The 18,678-nt window shown below is 64.2% G+C and carries 18 protein-coding genes; 5 read left to right on the top strand and 13 right to left on the bottom strand.

The genetic code is table 11. From position 1 onward, the window contains the following. Positions 1-18: 18 nt before the first annotated feature. From ACVIN2_RS08025 to ACVIN2_RS07985, 9 genes are all read right to left on the bottom strand, one after another. Positions 19-786: an RsiV family protein gene (locus tag ACVIN2_RS08025; protein WP_456769671.1), complete on the bottom strand. Its 768-nt coding sequence runs from the start codon at positions 784-786 to the stop codon at positions 19-21. A gap of 53 nt (positions 787-839) precedes the next feature. Beyond that, positions 840-2,996, bottom strand: a complete 2,157-nt coding sequence (gene scpA / locus ACVIN2_RS08020) for a methylmalonyl-CoA mutase (RefSeq protein ID WP_456769670.1) — start codon at positions 2,994-2,996, stop codon at positions 840-842. Positions 2,997-3,019: 23 nt separating this feature from the next. After that, positions 3,020-3,484: a GFA family protein gene (locus ACVIN2_RS08015; protein ID WP_456765182.1), complete on the bottom strand. Its 465-nt coding sequence runs from the start codon at positions 3,482-3,484 to the stop codon at positions 3,020-3,022. Continuing rightward, positions 3,481-5,352, bottom strand: a complete 1,872-nt coding sequence (locus tag ACVIN2_RS08010) for a methylmalonyl-CoA mutase family protein (protein ID WP_456765181.1) — start codon at positions 5,350-5,352, stop codon at positions 3,481-3,483. The genes ACVIN2_RS08015 and ACVIN2_RS08010 overlap by 4 nt, the downstream gene beginning before the upstream one ends. Before the next feature lie 82 nt (positions 5,353-5,434). Then, the gene (gene folK, locus ACVIN2_RS08005) at positions 5,435-5,926 is read right to left on the bottom strand and encodes a 2-amino-4-hydroxy-6-hydroxymethyldihydropteridine diphosphokinase (protein ID WP_456765180.1); all 492 of its coding nucleotides are present in this window, start codon (positions 5,924-5,926) and stop codon (positions 5,435-5,437) included. A 1-nt stretch (position 5,927) separates the two neighbouring features. After that, a complete protein-coding gene (folB, locus tag ACVIN2_RS08000; RefSeq protein WP_027516901.1) occupies positions 5,928-6,296 on the bottom strand; it encodes a dihydroneopterin aldolase in 369 nt (122 codons plus the stop codon). After that, positions 6,293-7,153, bottom strand: coding sequence for a dihydropteroate synthase (gene folP, locus ACVIN2_RS07995; protein ID WP_456765179.1), 861 nt, complete (start codon positions 7,151-7,153; stop codon positions 6,293-6,295). Before folP ends, folB begins: the two co-directional genes overlap by 4 nt. A gap of 234 nt (positions 7,154-7,387) precedes the next feature. Then, positions 7,388-7,795, bottom strand: a complete 408-nt coding sequence (locus ACVIN2_RS07990) for a DUF4332 domain-containing protein (RefSeq protein ID WP_007608193.1) — start codon at positions 7,793-7,795, stop codon at positions 7,388-7,390. A gap of 26 nt (positions 7,796-7,821) precedes the next feature. After that, positions 7,822-8,187: a DUF2267 domain-containing protein gene (locus ACVIN2_RS07985; RefSeq protein ID WP_247399217.1), complete on the bottom strand. Its 366-nt coding sequence runs from the start codon at positions 8,185-8,187 to the stop codon at positions 7,822-7,824. Between the two features lie 346 nt (positions 8,188-8,533). On the opposite strand from ACVIN2_RS07985, the gene ACVIN2_RS07980 reads away from it, so the two are divergent. From ACVIN2_RS07980 to ACVIN2_RS07970, 3 genes are all read left to right on the top strand, one after another. Continuing rightward, a complete protein-coding gene (locus ACVIN2_RS07980) occupies positions 8,534-10,162 on the top strand; it encodes a helicase HerA-like domain-containing protein (protein WP_247359878.1) in 1,629 nt (542 codons plus the stop codon). Positions 10,163-10,295: 133 nt separating this feature from the next. After that, positions 10,296-11,624 carry a glycosyltransferase family 87 protein gene (locus ACVIN2_RS07975; RefSeq protein ID WP_456765178.1) on the top strand — a complete coding sequence of 443 codons (1,329 nt, stop codon included), beginning with the start codon at positions 10,296-10,298 and terminating at the stop codon, positions 11,622-11,624. Positions 11,625-11,676: 52 nt separating this feature from the next. Next, positions 11,677-13,071, top strand: a complete 1,395-nt coding sequence (locus ACVIN2_RS07970; protein ID WP_456765177.1) for a M20/M25/M40 family metallo-hydrolase — start codon at positions 11,677-11,679, stop codon at positions 13,069-13,071. Between the two features lie 205 nt (positions 13,072-13,276). On the opposite strand, the gene ACVIN2_RS07965 is transcribed toward ACVIN2_RS07970, so the two are convergent. Continuing rightward, positions 13,277-14,056 carry a class II aldolase/adducin family protein gene (locus ACVIN2_RS07965; protein ID WP_007593534.1) on the bottom strand — a complete coding sequence of 260 codons (780 nt, stop codon included), beginning with the start codon at positions 14,054-14,056 and terminating at the stop codon, positions 13,277-13,279. Between the two features lie 181 nt (positions 14,057-14,237). Beyond that, complete coding sequence (locus tag ACVIN2_RS07960; protein WP_456765176.1) at positions 14,238-15,887, bottom strand: glycosyltransferase family 39 protein; 1,650 nt, start codon at positions 15,885-15,887, stop codon at positions 14,238-14,240. A 313-nt stretch (positions 15,888-16,200) separates the two neighbouring features. Between ACVIN2_RS07960 and ACVIN2_RS07955 the strand changes: the two genes are divergently transcribed. Together ACVIN2_RS07955 and ACVIN2_RS07950 are read left to right on the top strand one after the other, a co-directional pair. Then, on the top strand, positions 16,201-17,067 hold the full coding sequence (locus ACVIN2_RS07955) for a DUF308 domain-containing protein (RefSeq protein WP_456765175.1): 867 nt from the start codon (positions 16,201-16,203) through the stop codon (positions 17,065-17,067). A 173-nt stretch (positions 17,068-17,240) separates the two neighbouring features. After that, positions 17,241-17,657 carry a MucR family transcriptional regulator gene (locus tag ACVIN2_RS07950; RefSeq protein ID WP_027569063.1) on the top strand — a complete coding sequence of 139 codons (417 nt, stop codon included), beginning with the start codon at positions 17,241-17,243 and terminating at the stop codon, positions 17,655-17,657. Between the two features lie 4 nt (positions 17,658-17,661). Here the strand turns inward: ACVIN2_RS07950 and ACVIN2_RS07945 are convergent, their stop codons facing one another. Both ACVIN2_RS07945 and ACVIN2_RS07940 read right to left on the bottom strand, forming a co-directional pair. After that, positions 17,662-18,093 carry a SufE family protein gene (locus ACVIN2_RS07945; protein ID WP_456765174.1) on the bottom strand — a complete coding sequence of 144 codons (432 nt, stop codon included), beginning with the start codon at positions 18,091-18,093 and terminating at the stop codon, positions 17,662-17,664. A gap of 68 nt (positions 18,094-18,161) precedes the next feature. Continuing rightward, positions 18,162-18,587 (bottom strand): DUF5330 domain-containing protein, encoded by a 426-nt coding sequence (locus ACVIN2_RS07940; RefSeq protein WP_456765173.1) that lies wholly within the window; start codon positions 18,585-18,587, stop codon positions 18,162-18,164. Between the last annotated feature and the right edge of the window lie 91 nt (positions 18,588-18,678).

Genomic DNA, 18,678 nt, shown 5'->3' with positions numbered 1-18,678 from the left:
TGTCGCTGTTCAACACGATCATTGCGGCTCGTCCGCGTCGCTCTTCGGCCGCGCGCCGAAGATGCGGGTGCCTTCCGCGGTGAGATAGGGTTTCAGCATTTCCCACGGCACGAACGCGACATATTCGCCCTCGGCGTAGGGTCCGACCACATAGGGCGGGTAGTGGAAAGTGAGGCCGGAACTCTTGCCCGCGTCGGTTGAAGGCGCGAGCGTCACCGCGCCGATCTTGAGCAGGCTCGGCTCCACGCTCTTGAACCATTCGTCGGTCGCGGTCTCGCTGGTATCGCGCTTCTTCTTCTCGATCTTCAACGATGCGATCACCGCCTTCACCATTGCCTTCATGGCCGGGCCGTTGTCGGCGGTCTCGGTGAAGAACGGGCGGATGGAGATGCGCTTGCTCTCGGCCTTGTCCCACAGGACCGTGTTCACGTCGGAATTGGGATGTGCGCCGTGGGTGTCCATGTAGTCGTTGCGGAGAATGCTGACATAGCGGTCGGCGACGACGGAGCGAACCGCATATTTGGGCTCAAAGTCCCAGCCGCCTTCCTTGAAGAACTGCGGATCCTCTTTGCGCGAGGCGGCGGCTTCTGCCGCGTTCTTGTCGAGCCACTTCTTGCCTTCAGTCAGGCAGTCGGCCGCCAGCGCCGCATCGACCTTGACCTTGTCGTCGAGGAAGACGCGGGCCTCGATGCTCTTGGTCTTGATCACCGCGTCGGGCTTGGGGTCGGCGGCATGGGCAGTAGCCAACAACGCGCTGCAGGCTGCGACCACAGCTAGCGCGCGCATGAACGCCGGCGCGGAAAATATCACGCACTATCCTTTCGAAGAGCGATGGCGAGCTACGCTGCCGCCTCGCTATGCCCGAGCCGGGCGTTCAGCTTGCGGATCAGCTCCTCGGCCGCGTCCGCAATCACCGTGCCCGGTGGGAAAATCGCTTCGGCGCCGGCGGCGTAAAGCGCATCGTAATCCTGCGGCGGCACCACGCCGCCGACGATGATCATGATGTCGTCGCGGCCCTGCTTCTTCAGTGCGGCCTTCAGCTCCGGCACGGCGGTGAGGTGGGCGGCCGCGAGCGAGGAGACGCCGAGGATGTGGACGTCGTTCTCGACAGCCTGGCGCGCGGCTTCGTCGGCGGTCGCGAACAGCGGCCCGATGTCGACGTCGAAGCCGATATCGGCGAAGGCCGATGCGATCACCTTCTGGCCGCGGTCGTGACCGTCCTGGCCAATTTTTGCGACCAGGATGCGCGGACGCCGGCCCTCGGCTTCCTCGAAGGCATCGATCAGCGCCTGAACCTTCTCGACCCGATTACCCATGCTGGACGCCTCCCGCTTGTAGACGCCGGTGATGGATTTGATTTCGGCGCGGTGCCGGCCGAACACCTTCTCCATCGCGTCCGAGATCTCGCCGACGGTTGCCTTCGCGCGCGCAGCGTCGATGGCGAGCGCCAACAGATTGCCGTTGCCTTCGCCGGCCGAGCGCGTCAGCGCGGCGAGCGCGGCCTCGAGGTCCTTCTGGTTGCGTTCGGACTTCAGCCGCGTCAGCTTGTCGATCTGGAGCCGGCGGACATTGGTATTGTCGACCTTGAGGATGTCGATCGGAGCTTCGTCCGTCGGCTTGTATTTGTTGACGCCGATCACCGCCTGCTTGCCGGCATCGATGCGGGCCTGGGTCTTGGCCGAGGCTTCCTCGATGCGCAGCTTCGGTACGCCGGCCTCGATCGCCTTGGCCATGCCGCCGAGCTCCTCGACCTCCTGGATGTGGCCCCAGGCCTTGGCGGCGAGGTCGCGGGTGAGACGCTCGACATAATACGAACCGCCCCAGGGGTCGATGATGCGGGTGGTACCGCTCTCCTGCTGCAGGAAGAGCTGGGTGTTGCGGGCGATACGCGCGGAGAAATCGGTCGGCAAAGCGAGCGCCTCGTCGAGCGCGTTGGTATGCAGCGACTGGGTATGACCCTGCGTCGCCGCCATCGCTTCCACAGTCGTGCGCATCACGTTGTTGAAGACGTCCTGCGCGGTCAGCGACCAGCCGGAGGTCTGGCAATGCGTGCGCAGTGACAGCGAGCGCGGATCCCTGGGGTTGAAGGGCTTGAGCAGCTTCGCCCAGAGCAGCCGCGCGGCGCGCATCTTGGCGACTTCCATGAAGAAGTTCATCCCGGTCGCCCAGAAGAACGACAGCCGCGGCGCGAAGCGGTCGACATCGAGGCCTGCCGCAAGGCCGGCGCGAAGATACTCGACGCCGTCGGCCAGCGTATAGGCGAGTTCGAGGTCCTGCGTCGCCCCGGCCTCCTGCATGTGATAGCCGGAGATCGAGATCGAATTGTATTTCGGCATTTTTTGCGAGGTATACGCAAAAATATCCGAGATGATCCGCATCGAGGGCGCAGGCGGATAGATATAGGTGTTGCGCACCATGAACTCTTTCAGAATGTCGTTCTGAATGGTCCCTGAGAGCTTCTCCGGCGGCACGCCCTGTTCCTCGGCAGCAGCGACGTAGAGCGCGAGGATCGGCAGCACCGCGCCGTTCATGGTCATGGACACGCTCATCTGGTCGAGCGGAATGCCCGCGAACAGCGTCCGCATGTCGTAGATGGAATCGATGGCAACGCCGGCCATGCCGACGTCGCCGCCGACGCGCGGATGGTCGCTGTCATAGCCGCGATGGGTGGCGAGATCGAAGGCGACCGAAAGGCCCTTCTGTCCGGCCGCGAGATTGCGGCGGTAGAACGCGTTGGAATCCTCCGCCGTGGAGAAGCCGGCATATTGCCGCACAGTCCAGGGCTGGTTGACATACATGGTCGGGTAGGGGCCGCGCAGATAAGGCGCGATGCCCGGATAAGTCTCGAGGAAGTCGAGCCCGGCCAGGTCGCCTTCACCATAGGCGGGCTTCACCAGAATGCCCTCGGGCGTCAGCCACGGCTCGGCGCTGCCTGATGGCGCGGCGCTCGTGGTGCGCTCGAAGGCGATGTCTGCGAAATCAGGAATGCGGCTCATGGTTTCAACCATATCATAGGCGCTCAATCATGATCCGGATGCTGATGGCTGACGATGGTCGCCATCTTCTCCGGGCCGTAATTCTGCTGCGTGGTCTGGCTTGGCAAATTGGCGATCCCGACCACCCAGCCGAGACGGGACTCGGTGCCGAACTGCCGCGTCGGCACCACGTGGTCGGGGCGGTCGAACGCGCCGGTCATGATCTCGATGCGGTCGCCGTCGATGCGGCCGAAGCTCAACGGCGTGCCGCAGGCGGCGCAATAGCCGCGCTCGGCGATGGAGGAGGAGCGGAAGAACGACGGCTGCCCCTTGGTCCAGGCAAAGTCCGTCTTGTTGATGTCGGCAAAAGAGGCGAACGGCGCGCCGCTGGCCTTCTGGCACATCCGGCAGTGACAGATCGAAACCCTGTTCGGCGCCGTCATGACTCCAAAGCGCACTGCCCCGCATTGGCAGCCGCCGGTGAGAACTGGTTTGCTGGCTTCGGTCATGCCTGCTCCATTCGTCGATAGGCGTCTTGCAATGTCGCAAGCGCGTCGCCTCCGGCGAAGACAAAACCGGTGACGCCGGCTGCACGCAGCGCCGCCTCGGCATCGGTCGGGCGGCCTGCCAGATAGATAAGTCGCGTCCCGGCAGTTTGCAGGGCCTGCGCCGCGGCTTCGGCGTGTTCCGCATAGACCTTGTCGCTGGAACAAAGGCAGGCGAGCCCGGCGCCGGAGGCCGTGAACGCGGCTACGAGCGTGGCCGGATCGGCAAAGCCCTCGCTGTCGACGGCCTGGATGCCGCCGGTCTCGAACAAGCTCTTGGCAAAGCTCGCGCGCGCCGTGAAATCGGCGGGTGTGCCGAGATTGGCCAAGAACACTTTCGGCCGCGCGCCATGTGCCTTCAACGCCGCATCGGATTTGTCGCGCAGCGCCTCGAACGGTTCCGCAAGCCGGATCGGCGGCAGCGCGTCGAACTTGTATTTTTGCTCGCCATAAGGCGCCAGCGCGATCGGCGTCGCCTCCAGCACCGCAGTCTCGTTCTCGTGCAGGTTCGGAAACTCACTGGCGCCGGTCAGCACGTCGCGGCGTTTTGCAATGTTGGCGTCGCGGGCTTTTCGCGCGGCCGCGACCTTGCTCTGGAACAGGCCCTGCTGAAGCGCTGTGAAGGCGCCGCCGGCTTTCTCGCTCTCCTGGAATAGCGCCCAGGCCGCGTCGCAGAGCTGGCCCGTCAACGTCTCGATGCCGCCAGCGCCCGCCGCGGGATCGCTGACCTTGGCGAGATTGCTCTCTTCCAGCAGCACGGCTTGCGTATTGCGCGCCACGCGCCGCGCGAACGGATCGGGCAGGCCGAGCGCCAGCGTATGCGGCAGCACGGTGATCGCGCTCGCGCCGGCGAGTCCGGCCGCAAACGTCGCCATGGTCGCGCGCAGCATGTTCACATAGGGATCGCGCTGCGTCAGCATGCGCCAGGCGGTATCGGCGGCGATGAACAGCGGTCTTGGCGTGAGCCCGCACGCCGTCTCGATACGCGCCCATAGCAGCCGCAAGGCGCGGAATTTTGCCATGGTGAGGAACTGATCTGCATCCGCGGCAAGCCGCGCATAGACCATGCCCTGCGCCTGCTCCAGCGGAACGCCCGCGCCCTCGATCGCGCGCAAATAGGCGATGCCGCAGGCGAGCACGAAGGCGAGCTCCTGCGCCTCCGAGCCACCGGCATCGTGGACGACGCGTCCGTCGGCTGATGCGAACGGTCCCTTGAAGCCGAGCGCGGCGAGGCCCTTGATGCCGCCGGTGACCGCCGGAACGATCTCGTCCCAGGTATAGGGGCTGTGGCCCCACACCGCGCCGGCCGCGAGCGGGTCGAGCCCGAAGCGGATGTCGCAGGCCGCGGGATCGATGCCGTTGCTCTTCACATATTCCGCGACGTGGATCGCCGCCATCCGCGATTGCGGACCGATCTCGAGCTCCAGCCCGATGCCGGCATCGAGATGGATATCCTTCAAGATCTTTGCGACTGCGTCCGCGGTCGGTTCCAGCCCGAAACCGTGAGCGGCATTGCCGCCGGCGAACACCAGCGCAAGCCCTGTCGCGCCATTTTCGAGATCGGTCAGTGCCTGCGCATTCGCCGCACTTGCATCGGGATGGTCGATCCGCTGCATGATCTGCCAGGGCGCCGCCGCCGGCCGACCCACCACGGGCGCAACGCCTTTGGCGCGCGGATAAAGCGGATCGATCCTGATTCCGTCATAGGTCTTGGCGACCAGCTTCTCGAATGGCGCGCCCTTCAGCACACCATCGACCAGCTTGCGCCAGTCTTCGACGGTAGCCTTGGGAAAATCCGCCGCCAGCGGCAGGTCGTCAGTCGCGGAGGTCATGCGGCGAAGGGCTCCCGAAAAATCTTGTTGTTCGCAGGCGAAATTGCCACGGCCGGCCGTCCCTGCAAACGGTTGTTTTTGGTTAACCGGTATCCGGAAGCCGCTCAATGCCTTGTGTCGAGACGCTGGCGAGACCGTCATGGACACGAATGCCTGCGATCACGCGGTCGGGCGCGATCTCGGCCAGCGGCACCAGCACAAAGGCGCGCTCAAACAGGCGCGGATGCGGCAGGGTCAGGTCAGGCTTCTGCATCGACACATCGTCATAGGCGATCATGTCGAGATCGAGCGTGCGCGGGCCCCAGCGCCGCTCTTTATCGCGGGTGCGGCCGAATTTCTGCTCGATCTTCTGCATCACGAACAGCAGCGCATGCGGATCGAGATCGGTCTCGATCTCGACGCAGGCGTTGATGAAGGGAGCCTGGTCCTCGTCGCCCCAGGGCGGCGTCGCATAGTCCGACGAGCGCGCGACCAACGCGGCCTGCGCCATGCCGCAGATATGGGCGATCGCCTTTCCGAATGTCGCACGGACATCGCCGACATTGCCGCCGAGTGCAATCAGCACGCTCGCCATGTCAGGGGTGCCGCGAGCGCGTCAGCATGATTCCGACGTCGTCGAAGATCGCGGCGATCGGCGCATGCGGCTTGTGCACGGTGATCTTGACCGCACGGATGCGCGGAAAGTGCGACAGGATGGCATCGGCCACCGCGCCGGCCGCGCGCTCCAGCAGCTTGTAATTGGTGTTCTTGAAAGCCGCGGTGGTCGTCGCCACGACGTCGGCGTAAGACACGGTGTCGGCGAGCCGGTCGCTGCGCGAAGGTTCCGACAGATCGGTATAGAGCTCGAGGTCGATGACAAAACGTTGGCCGACCTCGGTCTCGTGCTCCATCACGCCGTGGCGGGCATGGATCGACAGGCCGCTCACGAAGATCGTATCGGTCATGGCTTGCTCTCGATTGCGTGCGCCACTCGCAGGGCCTGCAAGGTCTCGGCGACGTCGTGGGTCCGGATGATTTTCGCGCCGCGCTGTGCGGCGATCAGATGCGCGGCGATCGAGCCGGCGAGCCGCTCTGTCGGCTCCGACGGCGACACCGAAGCGATGAAGCGTTTTCGCGAGGCACCAACGAGGATCGGCAGGCCAAACATGTCGAGCTCGCGAAGCCGCGCCAGCGCAATCATGCTCTGCTCGGCCGTCTTGCCGAAGCCGATGCCGGGATCGAGCACGATCCTGTCGCGGGCGATGCCCGCTTGTGCGGCGATATCCAGCGAGCGCTGAAAGAACGCCTTCATGTCCGCAATGATATCGATGCCGGGATCGACGCTGTCGCGGTTGTGCATGACGATGACAGGGACGCCTCGCGCGCCAATCAGCGGCGCCATGGCGGCATCGCGCTGCAGGCCCCAGACGTCGTTTGCAATCGCCGCGCCCTGATCGAGCGCGAAGGCCACCACCTCCGCCTTCATGCTGTCGATCGAGACCGGCACACCGAGCGCCACGATGTCCGATAGCACCGGCCTCAGCCGCGCCAGTTCGTCTTCCGCCGTGACCGGCCGCGCGCCCTTGTAGGGCCGGGTGGACTCGGCACCGATATCGATGATGTCGACTCCGGCCTCGATCATCGCCCTTGCCCGCGCGAGCGCCTGCGCGGGCGCGATGAATTCGCCGCCGTCGGAGAATGAATCCGGGGTGACGTTGAGCACGCCCATCACCGCCGGCATCGGCCGCTCCAGCAGCGTCCGCAGCACGTCAGGCCCGACTGAACCGGCCGTCGGAACAGATGGAGAGGGCGAGGCATTCATGCGGCCCGCTTTAGCGGTCGGGGAGGGGGGATTCAAGGCAGGATTGGGGGCGATCCAGTCGCCCAATGCACTCCGGGGCCCGTGAGGGCGCGATGCTCTTGCCCACACTCCGTCATTGCGAGCGTAGCGAAGCAATCCAGGCTGCCGCTGCGGAGAGACTCTGGATTGCTTCGCTGCGCTCGCAATGACGACCGGGTCGGAGCGGTGCTCTATCTGCCCAGCCTTGTCGCTGGATCAATACGAAATCTTCGGCGGCAGCTTTTTCGCCTTGGCGATGATGTCGCCGACCGACTTTTCCGAGGGCAGGATGCGGAGCAGCTTTTTCTTCTCGTTGGCGTCCCGCATGCTCTGGGCGAGCCTTGCTGGATTTCGGTAGGCGAGCTCGCGCACGGTGGTGACGCCGGCGGCGCGGACCAGGCCGACCTTGGCCCTGCCCATGCCGGGGATGCGCATGTAGTCGGAGACGTTGGCCCATTCCAGCAGCAACTGCTCGCTGATGCCGGTCTTGGCGGAGAGCGCCTTGCGGCCCTTCACAGTCGATGCCGCCTCGAGCAGCGCATCGGTGGTGCGGATACCCTGCGCCTTCAACTTGTTGGCGGCAAAGGCCGACAGGCCCTCAATCTCGGAGATCGGATATGTCATGATACTCGATGTGAAATGCGCAGGCGTCAGGCGAACTGGCTGAGGCCCGGGGTCCCCGCGATGATCTTGCCCATCTGATCCGCTCCGATTTTGTCTCGGCCGAAGCGAAAAAGTTCACGGGCGATGTTCTGAATCTCGGACATGCCGAGTCCCAGGCCCATCAGGCGCGTGCCGACCGCCATCAGGCCGCCGCCCATCAGCCGCGACAGTCCTCCGCCGCTACGGGACGCCTCGATTGCCGCTTCTGCACCCGGAATCTGGTCGATCAGGACCTGGACGCTGTCGGAAGGACCCTCGTTGCGGAGGAAGCCCAGGATAATGCCGACGGTCTTTTCGGCGACAGCACTATCTATGCTGGCGTTTGTCGCCAGCCGCCCGATCAGCTCGTCCATATGGCCGCCCCTCAGCCGGTTCACATGCCGGAGTATTGCTTTCGAAAATGATCTTGAGCCGGTGTGATGTGAAATACAAGCGATGAACGCCATCAACGTTCCGATTCATTCTCGAACGCGCGAGAAGTGTTGCAGCGATGCAAGGGCGGAGATGAAATCGGCAGAAAAATGCCGCGATGCGAATGCGTCGTTCCTACTTTCGGCGGATGTCACTCGCATGTTTCCGACGATGTCGCATGCCCGGAGCGCGTTGAATGGTTTCAATCAGCGCGCGATATGCGTTAAACTACGGAACTGGTGCATTCGAGTTTCGATATGCGAAACAGGGCAGAGAGATCAGGGAATAATGACCGCACAGGACAGCAAGCTCGGTGATACCGACGACAAGATCTTTGTCGGTAAAGGAAGCGAGCAGGCATGGCTGACGCTGGCGTTCGCCAATCGCCACGGCCTCGTCACGGGTGCAACCGGAACCGGCAAGACGGTCTCGCTGCAAGTGATGGCAGAAGGATTTGCGCGCGCCGGTGTTCCAGTGTTCGCGGCCGACATCAAGGGCGACCTCTCAGGCATCTCCGAGGTCGGCGAAGCCAAAGATTTCATCGTCAAGCGCGCCACCGAGATGGGACTGACGTTCCAGCCCGACCAGTTCTCGACGGTGTTCTGGGACGTGTTCGGCGAGCAGGGCCACCCGGTGCGGGCGACCGTCACGGAAATGGGCCCGCTGCTGCTCGCACGTATGCTCGACCTGAACGACGTGCAGGAAGGCGTGCTCAATGTCGCCTTCCGCGTCGCCGACGACAACGGGCTGACGCTGATCGACATGAAGGATCTGCGCGCGCTGCTCGATGCCATCGTGCCCGACGCCGGCAAGAAGGGGGCGGATGCCGAGGAGAGTCCGCTTGCCGAGATCAAGAAGGCGGCGCAGGGTTTTGGCAACGTCACCAAGGCCACTGTCGGCACCATCCAGCGCCAGCTTCTGGTGCTGGAGAACCAGGGCGCCACCAAATTCTTCGGCGAGCCGGCGCTGACGCTGAAAGACTTCATGAAGACCGACCGCGACGGCCGCGGCATGGTCAACATCCTCGTTGCCGACAAGCTGCTCCAGAGCCCACGGCTTTACGCGACATTCCTGCTGTGGATGCTGTCGGAGCTGTTCGAAGAGCTGCCCGAGGCCGGTGACCTGCCCAAGCCGAAGCTGGTCTTCTTCTTTGACGAGGCGCATCTGCTGTTCAACGACGCGCCCAAGGCGCTGATGGACAAGATCGAGCAGGTGGTGCGCCTGATCCGCTCCAAAGGCGTCGGCGTTTATTTCGTCACGCAAAACCCGGTCGACGTGCCCGACCGCGTGCTCGGACAATTGGGCAACCGGGTGCAGCACGCGCTCCGCGCCTTCACTCCACGCGACCAGAAGGCGGTCGCCGCCGCGGCCCAGACCTTCCGGCCCAACCCGAAGCTCGATACTGCCAAGGTGATCATGGAGCTCGGCAAGGGCGAGGCGCTGGTCTCGTTTCTCGAAGGCAACGGCACGCCGGCGATGGTCGAGCGGGTGATGATCCGGCCGCCATCGGCCCGGATCGGACCGATCACGCCGGAAGAGCGCAAGGCGATCATGGATGCAAGCCCGGTGAAGGGCAAATACGACACCGCCGTCGATGCAGAGTCCGCCTACGAGATGATTCAGAAGCGCATTGCCGGCACGGCTGCGACTGCCGATCCCGGCGCGGCTGGCGGAAATGGAGGCGGCGGCATCCTCGGCCAGATCGGCTCGATCGTCGGCACCATCTTCGGCACCAACGTCAAGCGCGGCCGCCTCTCGACGGGGCAGGTCATCGCGCGCGACATGACTCGATCGGTCACCAATCAGGTGATCGGGGGGATGGCCGCCAATATCGGCAAGTCTGTCGCCGGCCAGCTTGGTGGCTCGATCGGCCGCACGCTGGTCCGCGGCGCGCTCGGCGGCTTGCTGCGCAGGTAGGCAGAAAGCCTCGTTTGAGGCAATTCGTCCGCGGACCCGCCGCTTGTGCGCGGCGGGTACAAATTCGGGTGATCAGGACTCTCCAAGCGTCCGTTGGTCTGCTAGGTGCTATGGCCCCTGACTGGACCACATCGTGACCTCACCTGAATCTTTCGTGCGACCCGGCGCATTCCGAAACCTGTCGTTGCGTGCGCCGCTCGACCTGCTCTTCCTGCTCTGCTGCTTCATCCTGGCTGCCGATGTCCTCGGACCCGAGATCTTCGGGCACGGCAAAACCAAGGACTACGGCCTGTGGTACTGGGCCGGGCAGCAGGTCTTAAAGGGTGGGCCGCTCTATCCCGGCGACATCCGTGCGTACTTCGAGTTCATCTACCCACCGCTGCCGGCGATCCTGTTGGCGATCCCGAGCTGGTTCGGCAAGATCGCGCTCTACAGCCTGCTGTCGATCCTGAATATTGCGGCGTGGTGGTACACCGGGATGTTCTCCAACGCCATGACCGGTTCGGGCCGCACGCCTGGCCCCTGGCTGGAGGCGCTGCCGGCTCTCGTCACCGTGACCTTTGTGTTCGACATGTTCGATCTTGGCCAGCCGAACCTCGTGCTGCTGGCGATGATGCTCTACGGCTTCTGGAGCTTGCAGCATCAGCGCTCCTGGCTCGCAGGCTTCATGTTCGCGCTCGCCACCGCCATCAAGGTGTTTCCCATTGCGGTGCTGCCCTATCTGGTCTGGCGGCGAAACTGGGCAGCCGCCGTCGCTACGGTCGCCTTCACCGGCATGCTTCTCTATATCGTGCCGGCCCCCATTCGCGGCTTCGAGCGCAACGCCGCCGAGCTCAAGACGTGGTATCAGGGCATGGTCGGGTCGAGCTCGGAACAAGGATTTGGCCAGCGCGACGAGCAGAACTGGTCGTGGGTGAACCAGTCGCTCATTGCCGTCACGCACCGGCTGGTCCGGCCAATCAATTACAATCAGGAGGATCCCAACAAGCCGCCGCGCACGATGAATGTCATCGACGTCGATTACAGGACGGCGAACTGGATCGTGCTGGCGCTGTCGGCCTTGCTCGGATTGGGCTTCGTCGCGGTCATGCCACGGCAAGCGCGCCGTACGGCGCGCTCGGACGCCGAGGAGCTCGGCATCCTGTTCTGCCTGATGACGGTGGCATCGCCCCTGGCGCGGCAATACTACTTCATGTGGCTGTTCTTCCCGATGACGGTGCTGATGCATCGTGCCGCCTTCGACGAGCGGGCGAAGGTGCGCCTGGGAACCTGGCTTTCCCTTGGCGCCGCCGGCATCCTCATGCTGCTGGCGCTGCCGTGGTTTCCCAATGTCTTCCAGGCCTGGGGCAATAACCTCGTCGCCACAGCGGTCCTCGCAGCTAGTCTCGCATGGCACATCCGGCATCCGCCGGTTGCGGCTGGCCCCAACGCCGCGGCAGCGCTAAAAGCCGATAGTTCTTGAGAAGACAGCTTGAGCCCCGACGTCTTGGGATTCGAACGCAGGGAATACGACAATGGCAAATGCGCAGCTTCAATCCGTGCTCGACCACATCGACAAGGAGTTCGACAACAGCCTGGAGCGTCTGTTCTCGCTGTTGCGGATCAAGTCGATCTCCGCCGATCCGGCCTTCGCGGCCGATTGCAAGGCGGCGGCCGAGCATCTTGCCAGGGACATCGCGAGCCTCGGCGTTGCGACTGAAGTGAGGCCGACCGCCGGCCATCCCGCGGTCGTCGGCAAGAGCGTCGCGGGCGGCCGGCCGCATGTGCTGTTCTACGGCCACTATGATGTGCAGCCGGTCGATCCGATCGAGCTCTGGCACCGTCCGCCATTCGAGCCTGTTGTGACCGACCATGCCGACGGCCGCAAGATCATCGTGGCGCGCGGCGCCGAGGACGACAAGGGCCAGGTCATGACTTTCGTCGAGGCCTGCCGCGCCTGGAAGAAGGTGACGGGGTCGCTGCCGATCGACGTCACGTTCCTGATCGAAGGCGAGGAAGAAGTCGGCTCGAAGAACTTCGTGCCCTTCATCGAAGCCAACAAGGACGAGTTTAAGGCTGACTACGTGCTGGTCTGCGACACCGGCATGTGGGACCGCAACACGCCGGCGATCACGACCTCACTACGCGGCCTGCTCTATGAGGAGCTCAAGATCACCGCCGCCAATCGCGACCTGCACTCTGGCGTGTTCGGCGGCAGCGCGATGAACCCGATCCGGGTGCTGACCAAAATTCTCGGCGGGCTGTTCGACGATGACAACCGTATCACCATTCCGGGCTTCTATGACGGGGTGAAGGACACCCCACCGGACATTCTCGCGCAGTGGAAGAAGCTCGATTTCACACCGGACACGTTCCTCAAGCCCGTTGGGCTATCGATACCGGCCGGCGAGAAGGGCAGGCTCCTGGTCGAGCAGGCTTCCACGCGTCCGACCTGCGACGTCAACGGCATCTGGGGCGGTTATATCGGTGAGGGCTCGAAGACGGTGATCCCGTCGCACGCATCCGCCAAGGTCTCGTTCCGGCTGGTCGAAGGGCAGGATCCCGCGAGGATCCGCAAGGCTTTCCGTGAGTACGTGACGGCGCGCATTCCGGGAGACTGCAAGGTCGAGTTCGGCGACCACTCCGCCGGGCCTGCAATTGCGCTCGACTGGAACATGAAGCCGCTCGCCGCGGCCAAAACCGCGCTGACCGAGGAATGGGGCAAGGAGACCGTGCTGATGGGCTCGGGCGCGTCGATCCCGATCGTCGCGGACTTCAAGCGCACGCTGGGGCTCGATTCGCTGCTCGTGGGTTTCGGCCTCGACGACGACAATATCCACTCGCCGAACGAGAAGTACGACCTCCGCAGCTTCCAGAAAGGCATCCGTTCCTGGGCGCGCATCCTCGCGGCGCTGGCGGAGGTGAAGTAGCGGGCGCGGTGCGTAGGGTGGGCAAAGGCGCAAAGCGCCGTGCCCACCATCTGTCCCGGATCGCGATCGGTAATGGTGGGCACGCTTCGCTTTGCCCACCCTACGAGACCTTACAAATAAAAACGCCGCCCGGAATTGGGCGGCGTTTCATTCCAAAGGGCGTAGAGGTTAGTTGACCGCTACTCTACACCAAATCCCGAAAATCTCAAGACCGGTACCCCGGAAGCTCGCGGTCCAGCTTGCGCAGCAGCGGCGGCCACACCAGGTTGGTGGCGCGCAACTCGGCGCGGTCGCGGTTGGCGAGCAGCTCGGTATTCTTGTCGATCGCGACATCGTCGACCGGATAGACCGGCGTGCCCAGCGCGCGCGTACGCACCTGCATCGAGCAGGCCCGCTCGAGGTGATACATGCGCTCGAAGGCCGAGGCCACCGAACGGCCGACCGTCATCGTGCCGTGGTTGCGCAGCAGCATGTGGTTGTGGTCGCCGAGGTCCTTCTGCAGCCGCGGCCGCTCGTCGTGGTCGAGCGCGATGCCTTCGTAGTCGTGATAGGCGAGGTCGTGGGTGACGAGCTGAGCGGTCTGGTTCAGCGGCAGCAGGCCTTCGGCGCTGCTCGAGACCGCGGTGCCGTCGAGGGTGTGGAGATGCAGCACGCAGATGGCGTCCTCGCGCACCTCGTGGATCGCCGAGTGGATGGTGAAGCCGGCGGGGTTGATGCTGTACTCGCTCTCGGAGAGCTGGTTGCCGTGCAGATCGACCTTGACCAGGCTCGACGCCGTGATCTCGTCGAACATCAGCCCGTAGGGGTTGATGAGGAAATGATGGTCAGGGCCGGGCACGCGCGCGGAGATATGGGTGTCGACCAAATCGTCCCAGCCGTAGAGCGAGACGAGGCGATAGCAGGCGGCGAGATTGACCCGTTGCTGCCACTCGGCCTCCGTCATGTTCGACGGCACTTCCTTCAGGCGCGCTTCCGCTGGCGACATGGTTGATCTCTCCGAACATCGTTGTTGCGGGGAGGGAGGGTAGTCTTGCCGCGAGCTGCCAGCAAGGCACACAAAGCGCGGCAGTCCAGCGTAGCCCGCATGAGCGAAGCGACATGCGGGGCCGCTTGATAGACCCCGGATGTCGCTGCGCTCATCCGGGCTTACGGTCCGGAGGAGTTTATTACGGTGCCGGGATCGAGAGCAGGCTGGAAATGCTGCTGCCGCGGATGTCGTAGACGCGGGCGAATACCACGTCGTCGCGCTTGATCTCGACCAGCACGGGCGCGGTGAGGCCCTTGCAGTAGAATTCACCGAGCGTCATGGCGAAATCGGCGGCATTGGAATCCCAGCCGATGGTGAAGTCGGGGCCGAGCGCGACCTGGGCGGGGCGCTGCGGACCGCACACGGCGACCTTCCATTTGCGGTTGCGCGGCGGCACTTCCTGGCGTTCCACCAGCTGCTCGCGCAATTCGTCCGAGGCCTGCTTCAGCGCCAGGCCCCAATAATCCAGCATGAAGCGGTCGTCGGCGCCGCGTACGGTACCGGCGATGTGGTTGAAATGGGTGTATTGATAGGGATGCAGGCGGATCATCTCGGCCAGCGAGAGCGCCAAGCCAAAGCAGAAGGTGGCGAGCACGACCGGCTGCCAGGTGCGGTGATTGGCGCGCAGCCGCTCCATGGCCCAGCCAAAGGCGACGCCGCCCAGCACCGCCATCGGCGGGATCACGAACACGAAATGGCGGATGCCGTTGTACAGCGCCGGCCGCTTCACCATCGCGATCGCCAGCGGAAGCGTCGCCGCGAGCGTGAGCATCAGCATGATGGTCTTGCGGCGGGCGGGAACCTCGCGACGCGGCAGCAGTGCGAAGGTGCCGATCACGGCGCCGAACATCAGCACCAGCATCACCTCGGGCAACTGAAGCGCGAACAGCGTCGGCAGATAGGACCAGGGCATGTCGGGCACGGATACGATCGCACCGTCGAACATCTCCTTCCAGGGCTTCTCGAAGAAGTGCGAGAAGTAGGTCAGCGCCTCGAAGGGATTGCCGGGCTCCATGATCGACCACGGCCAGATCAGCCCCATCACGAGGTAGCCGAGCACGAGGCCGGGCAGCAGCACGTAGACGACATAAGCGAAGCGGCGGACCGACTCGCGCAGGCCCTCGCTGCGCAGTTCCTCCAGGAACAGCGGCATGAAGCCGATCACGGCATAGACCAGCGCAAGGCCGCCGAGGATGCGGGTGCCGAGCGAGAGGCCGGCACCAAGGCCGACGATCAGGATCGTGCGCGGCGAAGGCTGCGGATATTCCTCGGCGAGGCGGACGAGACCCAGCATCAGGATGATCATGGCCACCGCGAAGGGTGCATCCTTCGGGTTCATGAACATGTGGCCGTAGAAGATCGGGCAGAGCGCGAGCAGCAGGAGCGAGGCAAGTCCCGCAAGGGGGCCGCCGACACGGCGGCCGAGCCGCCACGTCACCGCAAGTCCGATCACGCCGACGACGGCGCCGACCAGACGGCGCGTCTCGAACAGTTCGAGCGGAATCACCTTGTGCAGGAGAGCCGCGACCATGTCGAAGCCGCCGCCATACATATAGAGGTTGGCGAAGGAGAGTGCCGCGGTGTCCTTGAAACCGGAACCGAACATGCGCAGCAGCAGGTCGGCATATTCGGCGTGGGTGTAGTCGTCCCAGCCGAGCCCGTAGTCCCGGAAGGTCAAGCCTGCAATGACGGCGACCGCAGCCAGCACCAGCATGGCGAGATCGTCGCAAGTCCGTTCAACCGAGCGCCGCAGAGGCGTGTCGATCGCCGAAGTCGTGATGGATGTCATGGCTATTGGTGACCCGGAATCCCCTCTTGGCCCTGCTGGTGCGCGCGGGCCTGCTCCCCGGAATCCCTATAGCGCAGTTCCATTACCAAGTAATTGGGCATTATGGCTAAATTCCTGATGCAACGCAGCAAATCCGACCACATCGAGAGCAGCTTAGAAGTAGCGAGCCGTAGCTGAAGGGAATGTGAATAAGTCCCTGATTTCCTTTCCTTTAGGAACGCAGGCTATAATTCGACGTTGGCGTGGAACACCGGATGACGGTATCGTGGCGTGACGAGTGTCGCGTGTGGCTGCGCGGCCGGGGGTGAGTTCGATGGCGTTGGCATTGTTGATCGCGGGGATTTTCGCCGTTTTGGCGGGCCTCCTTGCGATCCTGTTCGGCTTCACCGTCAGGGAATTCAGTCTCGGCAGTACCCTCATAATCTCCGGCACCATCGGCGTCTGCTCCGGAATGTTACTGGCCGGCCTCTACGTCGTGGTCGCGGAATTGAAGGGCATGGCCCGCCGGCTCGCTGGATCAATCGCCCCATCCGACGTTCGGGTCAGGCCCGTGCTGCCAGGTCTCGGGATGGCTGGAACGCCTGCCCCCGCGCCTGAGCCGGGCGCAGAGAAGATCGAGCCGGCGCCGCCATTGCCGGCCGCAGGACCGCCCCCTTGGCAGAACGAAGCAGCCGCGCGCGAGCGTCCGCGCGTCGAGCCTCCGCCACCGCCGGAAGCTCCGAGCCCGCCTGAGGTTCCCGAACCGCCGCGCCGGCGCAACCTGCTGTTCGCCTCGACCTCGCGCAAGGAGCGCGAGCGCGCGGAGGCGAAGACCGGCGAGAGCTTGCTGCCGCATGCCGAGCCGTCGGCGGAGCCTGCCGCCCCGGAGGCGCCGCCTGCGAGCTTTGACGACGCCTGGCCGAAGCCGGACCGCATGAGGCCTGCAGAGCCGCCGGCCGCCTCGCGGCGCCCGCCACCGCGCTCGCCGTCGACCTTCGCGGAGGCTGCTCCGCCGCCCGCACCGGAGCCGGCGGCCGCGGCCGAGCAGGCGCCCGTGACCGTGCTCAAATCCGGCATCGTCGACGGCATGGCCTATTCGCTCTATTCCGACGGCTCGATCGAAGCCCAGATGCCGGAGGGGATGATGCGCTTTGCCTCGATCGACGAGCTGCGCTCCCACCTTGACCAGCGGGGCGCTTGAGAGCTGGCGCAGGCAAATCTGGCGCAGCCAAGTAAAGCGCTGGCGTTCTTGTTGGTTCTCAGTAAATCGGCCCATATTCCTCAGTCGTCCCATTTCAGCCAAACGTATTGTTGACACGGAATACTCTGACGTCGTCTCTCCCGTGAGACGCAAGGTGGAGAAAGGCGGGGCTGATGTCGGATGCCGGGGCTAAGAATTTCATTGAGCTGACGGCGGGCATCGTGTCGGCCTATCTGAGCAATAATCCGACGCCTGCGGCTGAGATTCCGAACCTGATCAGCCAGGTGCATGGCGCGCTGGTGCGCGTTTCGTCGGGCCGCACCGAGACGGTGCCGCTCGAGCCCGCAAAGCCGGCGGTCTCGCTGAAGAAGTCGATCGCGCCCGATTATCTGGTCTGTCTGGAAGACGGCAAGCGCTTCAAGTCGCTGAAGCGCCATCTGCGCACCCAGTACAACATGACGCCCGAGCAATATCGCGAGAAATGGGGCCTGCCGGCCGACTATCCCATGGTCGCGCCGAACTATGCGGTGGCCCGCTCGCAGCTTGCGAAGCAGATGGGACTGGGACAGCAGCAGCGGAAGCGGAAGTAGCTTTCTACGACGCTTCCGCGAGCGCCTCTTTCGCGTCGGTCTTGATGCGCTCGACCATCGAGCGCAGGCCGTTGGAACGCTGCGGCGTCAGATGATCGCGAAAGCCGAACTCGTCGAATACGGCAATGGCGTCGGTCGCAAGTATCTCCTGCGGCGTGCGGCCGGAGTAAAGCGACAGCACGATCGCGACCAGCCCGCGCACGATATGGGCGTCACTGTCGCCGCGATATGTCAGGACCGGCGCGCCGCCATCGCGATGATCGATCAGCTTCTGAAGCCAAACCTGGCTGACACAGCCATTCACCTTGTTCTCGGCCGAATGCTCGGCCTCGGACATCGGTTCCAGGGTGCGGCCAAGTTCGATGACGTACCGGTAGCGGTCGTCCCACTCATCCAGAATCTCGAAATTATCCCTGATTTCGTCGATCGTCGTCATGCTGGCCCAAAGTTCCCGTTCAGGCCAATATAGGGACGCAAAGCGCCGAAATCGATAGGGTTTGGGCGCTAATTCGCCGGTGCGAGCGCCGGGCCGCGCCATTCCAGCGCGAGGTCGTCCTGGGACAGGGTGTCGCGCGGCGCCTCGCTCGTGGCAAGATCGCCTTCGCCGGCCAGCGCGATCGAGCCGGTGTGGTCGGGCGCCTTCTTGTCGGGCTTCTCGAGCTGCTCTTTCTTGTCGTTGATGATCTGGTAGATCTTCTTCGCGCCGTCCTGCGCGCGTTGGCCGATGATGGTCGCGGCCTGTCCGCCGACCTCGCAGGCCGCCGGCTGGCGCTTGCAGAACTGGGTCATGTCGGAGACGGCCGCGGTCGCAGCCTGCACCGCGTCGGCAGCGCCGATCTGCGGCAGCTTGTCCGATTCGGGCGTCTTGTCCCGCGGCAGGAGCACCAGCACCAGCCCGAGCCAGAATGTGATGCGAAGCAGAAAGCGCATCTTGCGACCTGTATGTTAGATCCCGCCGCGGCGATCTCCGCGGATGTCGGACCTAGCAACTCTCGATAAATCGCAAGTGATTGCCTTCCGC

The sequence above is a fragment of the Bradyrhizobium sp. USDA 3650 genome (genome assembly GCF_054057395.1).
The sequence above is the reverse complement of the archived record's forward strand: the minus strand, read 5'-3'. Positions and strand labels throughout refer to the sequence as shown.

Coding starts and splice junctions, on each gene's coding strand:
- ACVIN2_RS08025 (WP_456769671.1), bottom strand. CDS start 786: ATGCGCGCGCTAGCTGTGGTCGCAGCCTGCAGCGCGTTGTTGGCTACT.
- scpA (WP_456769670.1), bottom strand. CDS start 2,996: ATGAGCCGCATTCCTGATTTCGCAGACATCGCCTTCGAGCGCACCACG.
- ACVIN2_RS08015 (WP_456765182.1), bottom strand. CDS start 3,484: ATGACCGAAGCCAGCAAACCAGTTCTCACCGGCGGCTGCCAATGCGGG.
- ACVIN2_RS08010 (WP_456765181.1), bottom strand. CDS start 5,352: ATGACCTCCGCGACTGACGACCTGCCGCTGGCGGCGGATTTTCCCAAG.
- folK (WP_456765180.1), bottom strand. CDS start 5,926: ATGGCGAGCGTGCTGATTGCACTCGGCGGCAATGTCGGCGATGTCCGT.
- folB (WP_027516901.1), bottom strand. CDS start 6,296: ATGACCGATACGATCTTCGTGAGCGGCCTGTCGATCCATGCCCGCCAC.
- folP (WP_456765179.1), bottom strand. CDS start 7,153: ATGAATGCCTCGCCCTCTCCATCTGTTCCGACGGCCGGTTCAGTCGGG.
- ACVIN2_RS07990 (WP_007608193.1), bottom strand. CDS start 7,795: ATGACATATCCGATCTCCGAGATTGAGGGCCTGTCGGCCTTTGCCGCC.
- ACVIN2_RS07985 (WP_247399217.1), bottom strand. CDS start 8,187: ATGGACGAGCTGATCGGGCGGCTGGCGACAAACGCCAGCATAGATAGT.
- ACVIN2_RS07980 (WP_247359878.1), top strand. CDS start 8,534: ATGACCGCACAGGACAGCAAGCTCGGTGATACCGACGACAAGATCTTT.
- ACVIN2_RS07970 (WP_456765177.1), top strand. CDS start 11,677: ATGGCAAATGCGCAGCTTCAATCCGTGCTCGACCACATCGACAAGGAG.
- ACVIN2_RS07965 (WP_007593534.1), bottom strand. CDS start 14,056: ATGTCGCCAGCGGAAGCGCGCCTGAAGGAAGTGCCGTCGAACATGACG.
- ACVIN2_RS07960 (WP_456765176.1), bottom strand. CDS start 15,887: ATGACATCCATCACGACTTCGGCGATCGACACGCCTCTGCGGCGCTCG.
- ACVIN2_RS07955 (WP_456765175.1), top strand. CDS start 16,201: ATGGCGTTGGCATTGTTGATCGCGGGGATTTTCGCCGTTTTGGCGGGC.
- ACVIN2_RS07950 (WP_027569063.1), top strand. CDS start 17,241: ATGTCGGATGCCGGGGCTAAGAATTTCATTGAGCTGACGGCGGGCATC.
- ACVIN2_RS07945 (WP_456765174.1), bottom strand. CDS start 18,093: ATGACGACGATCGACGAAATCAGGGATAATTTCGAGATTCTGGATGAG.
- ACVIN2_RS07940 (WP_456765173.1), bottom strand. CDS start 18,587: ATGCGCTTTCTGCTTCGCATCACATTCTGGCTCGGGCTGGTGCTGGTG.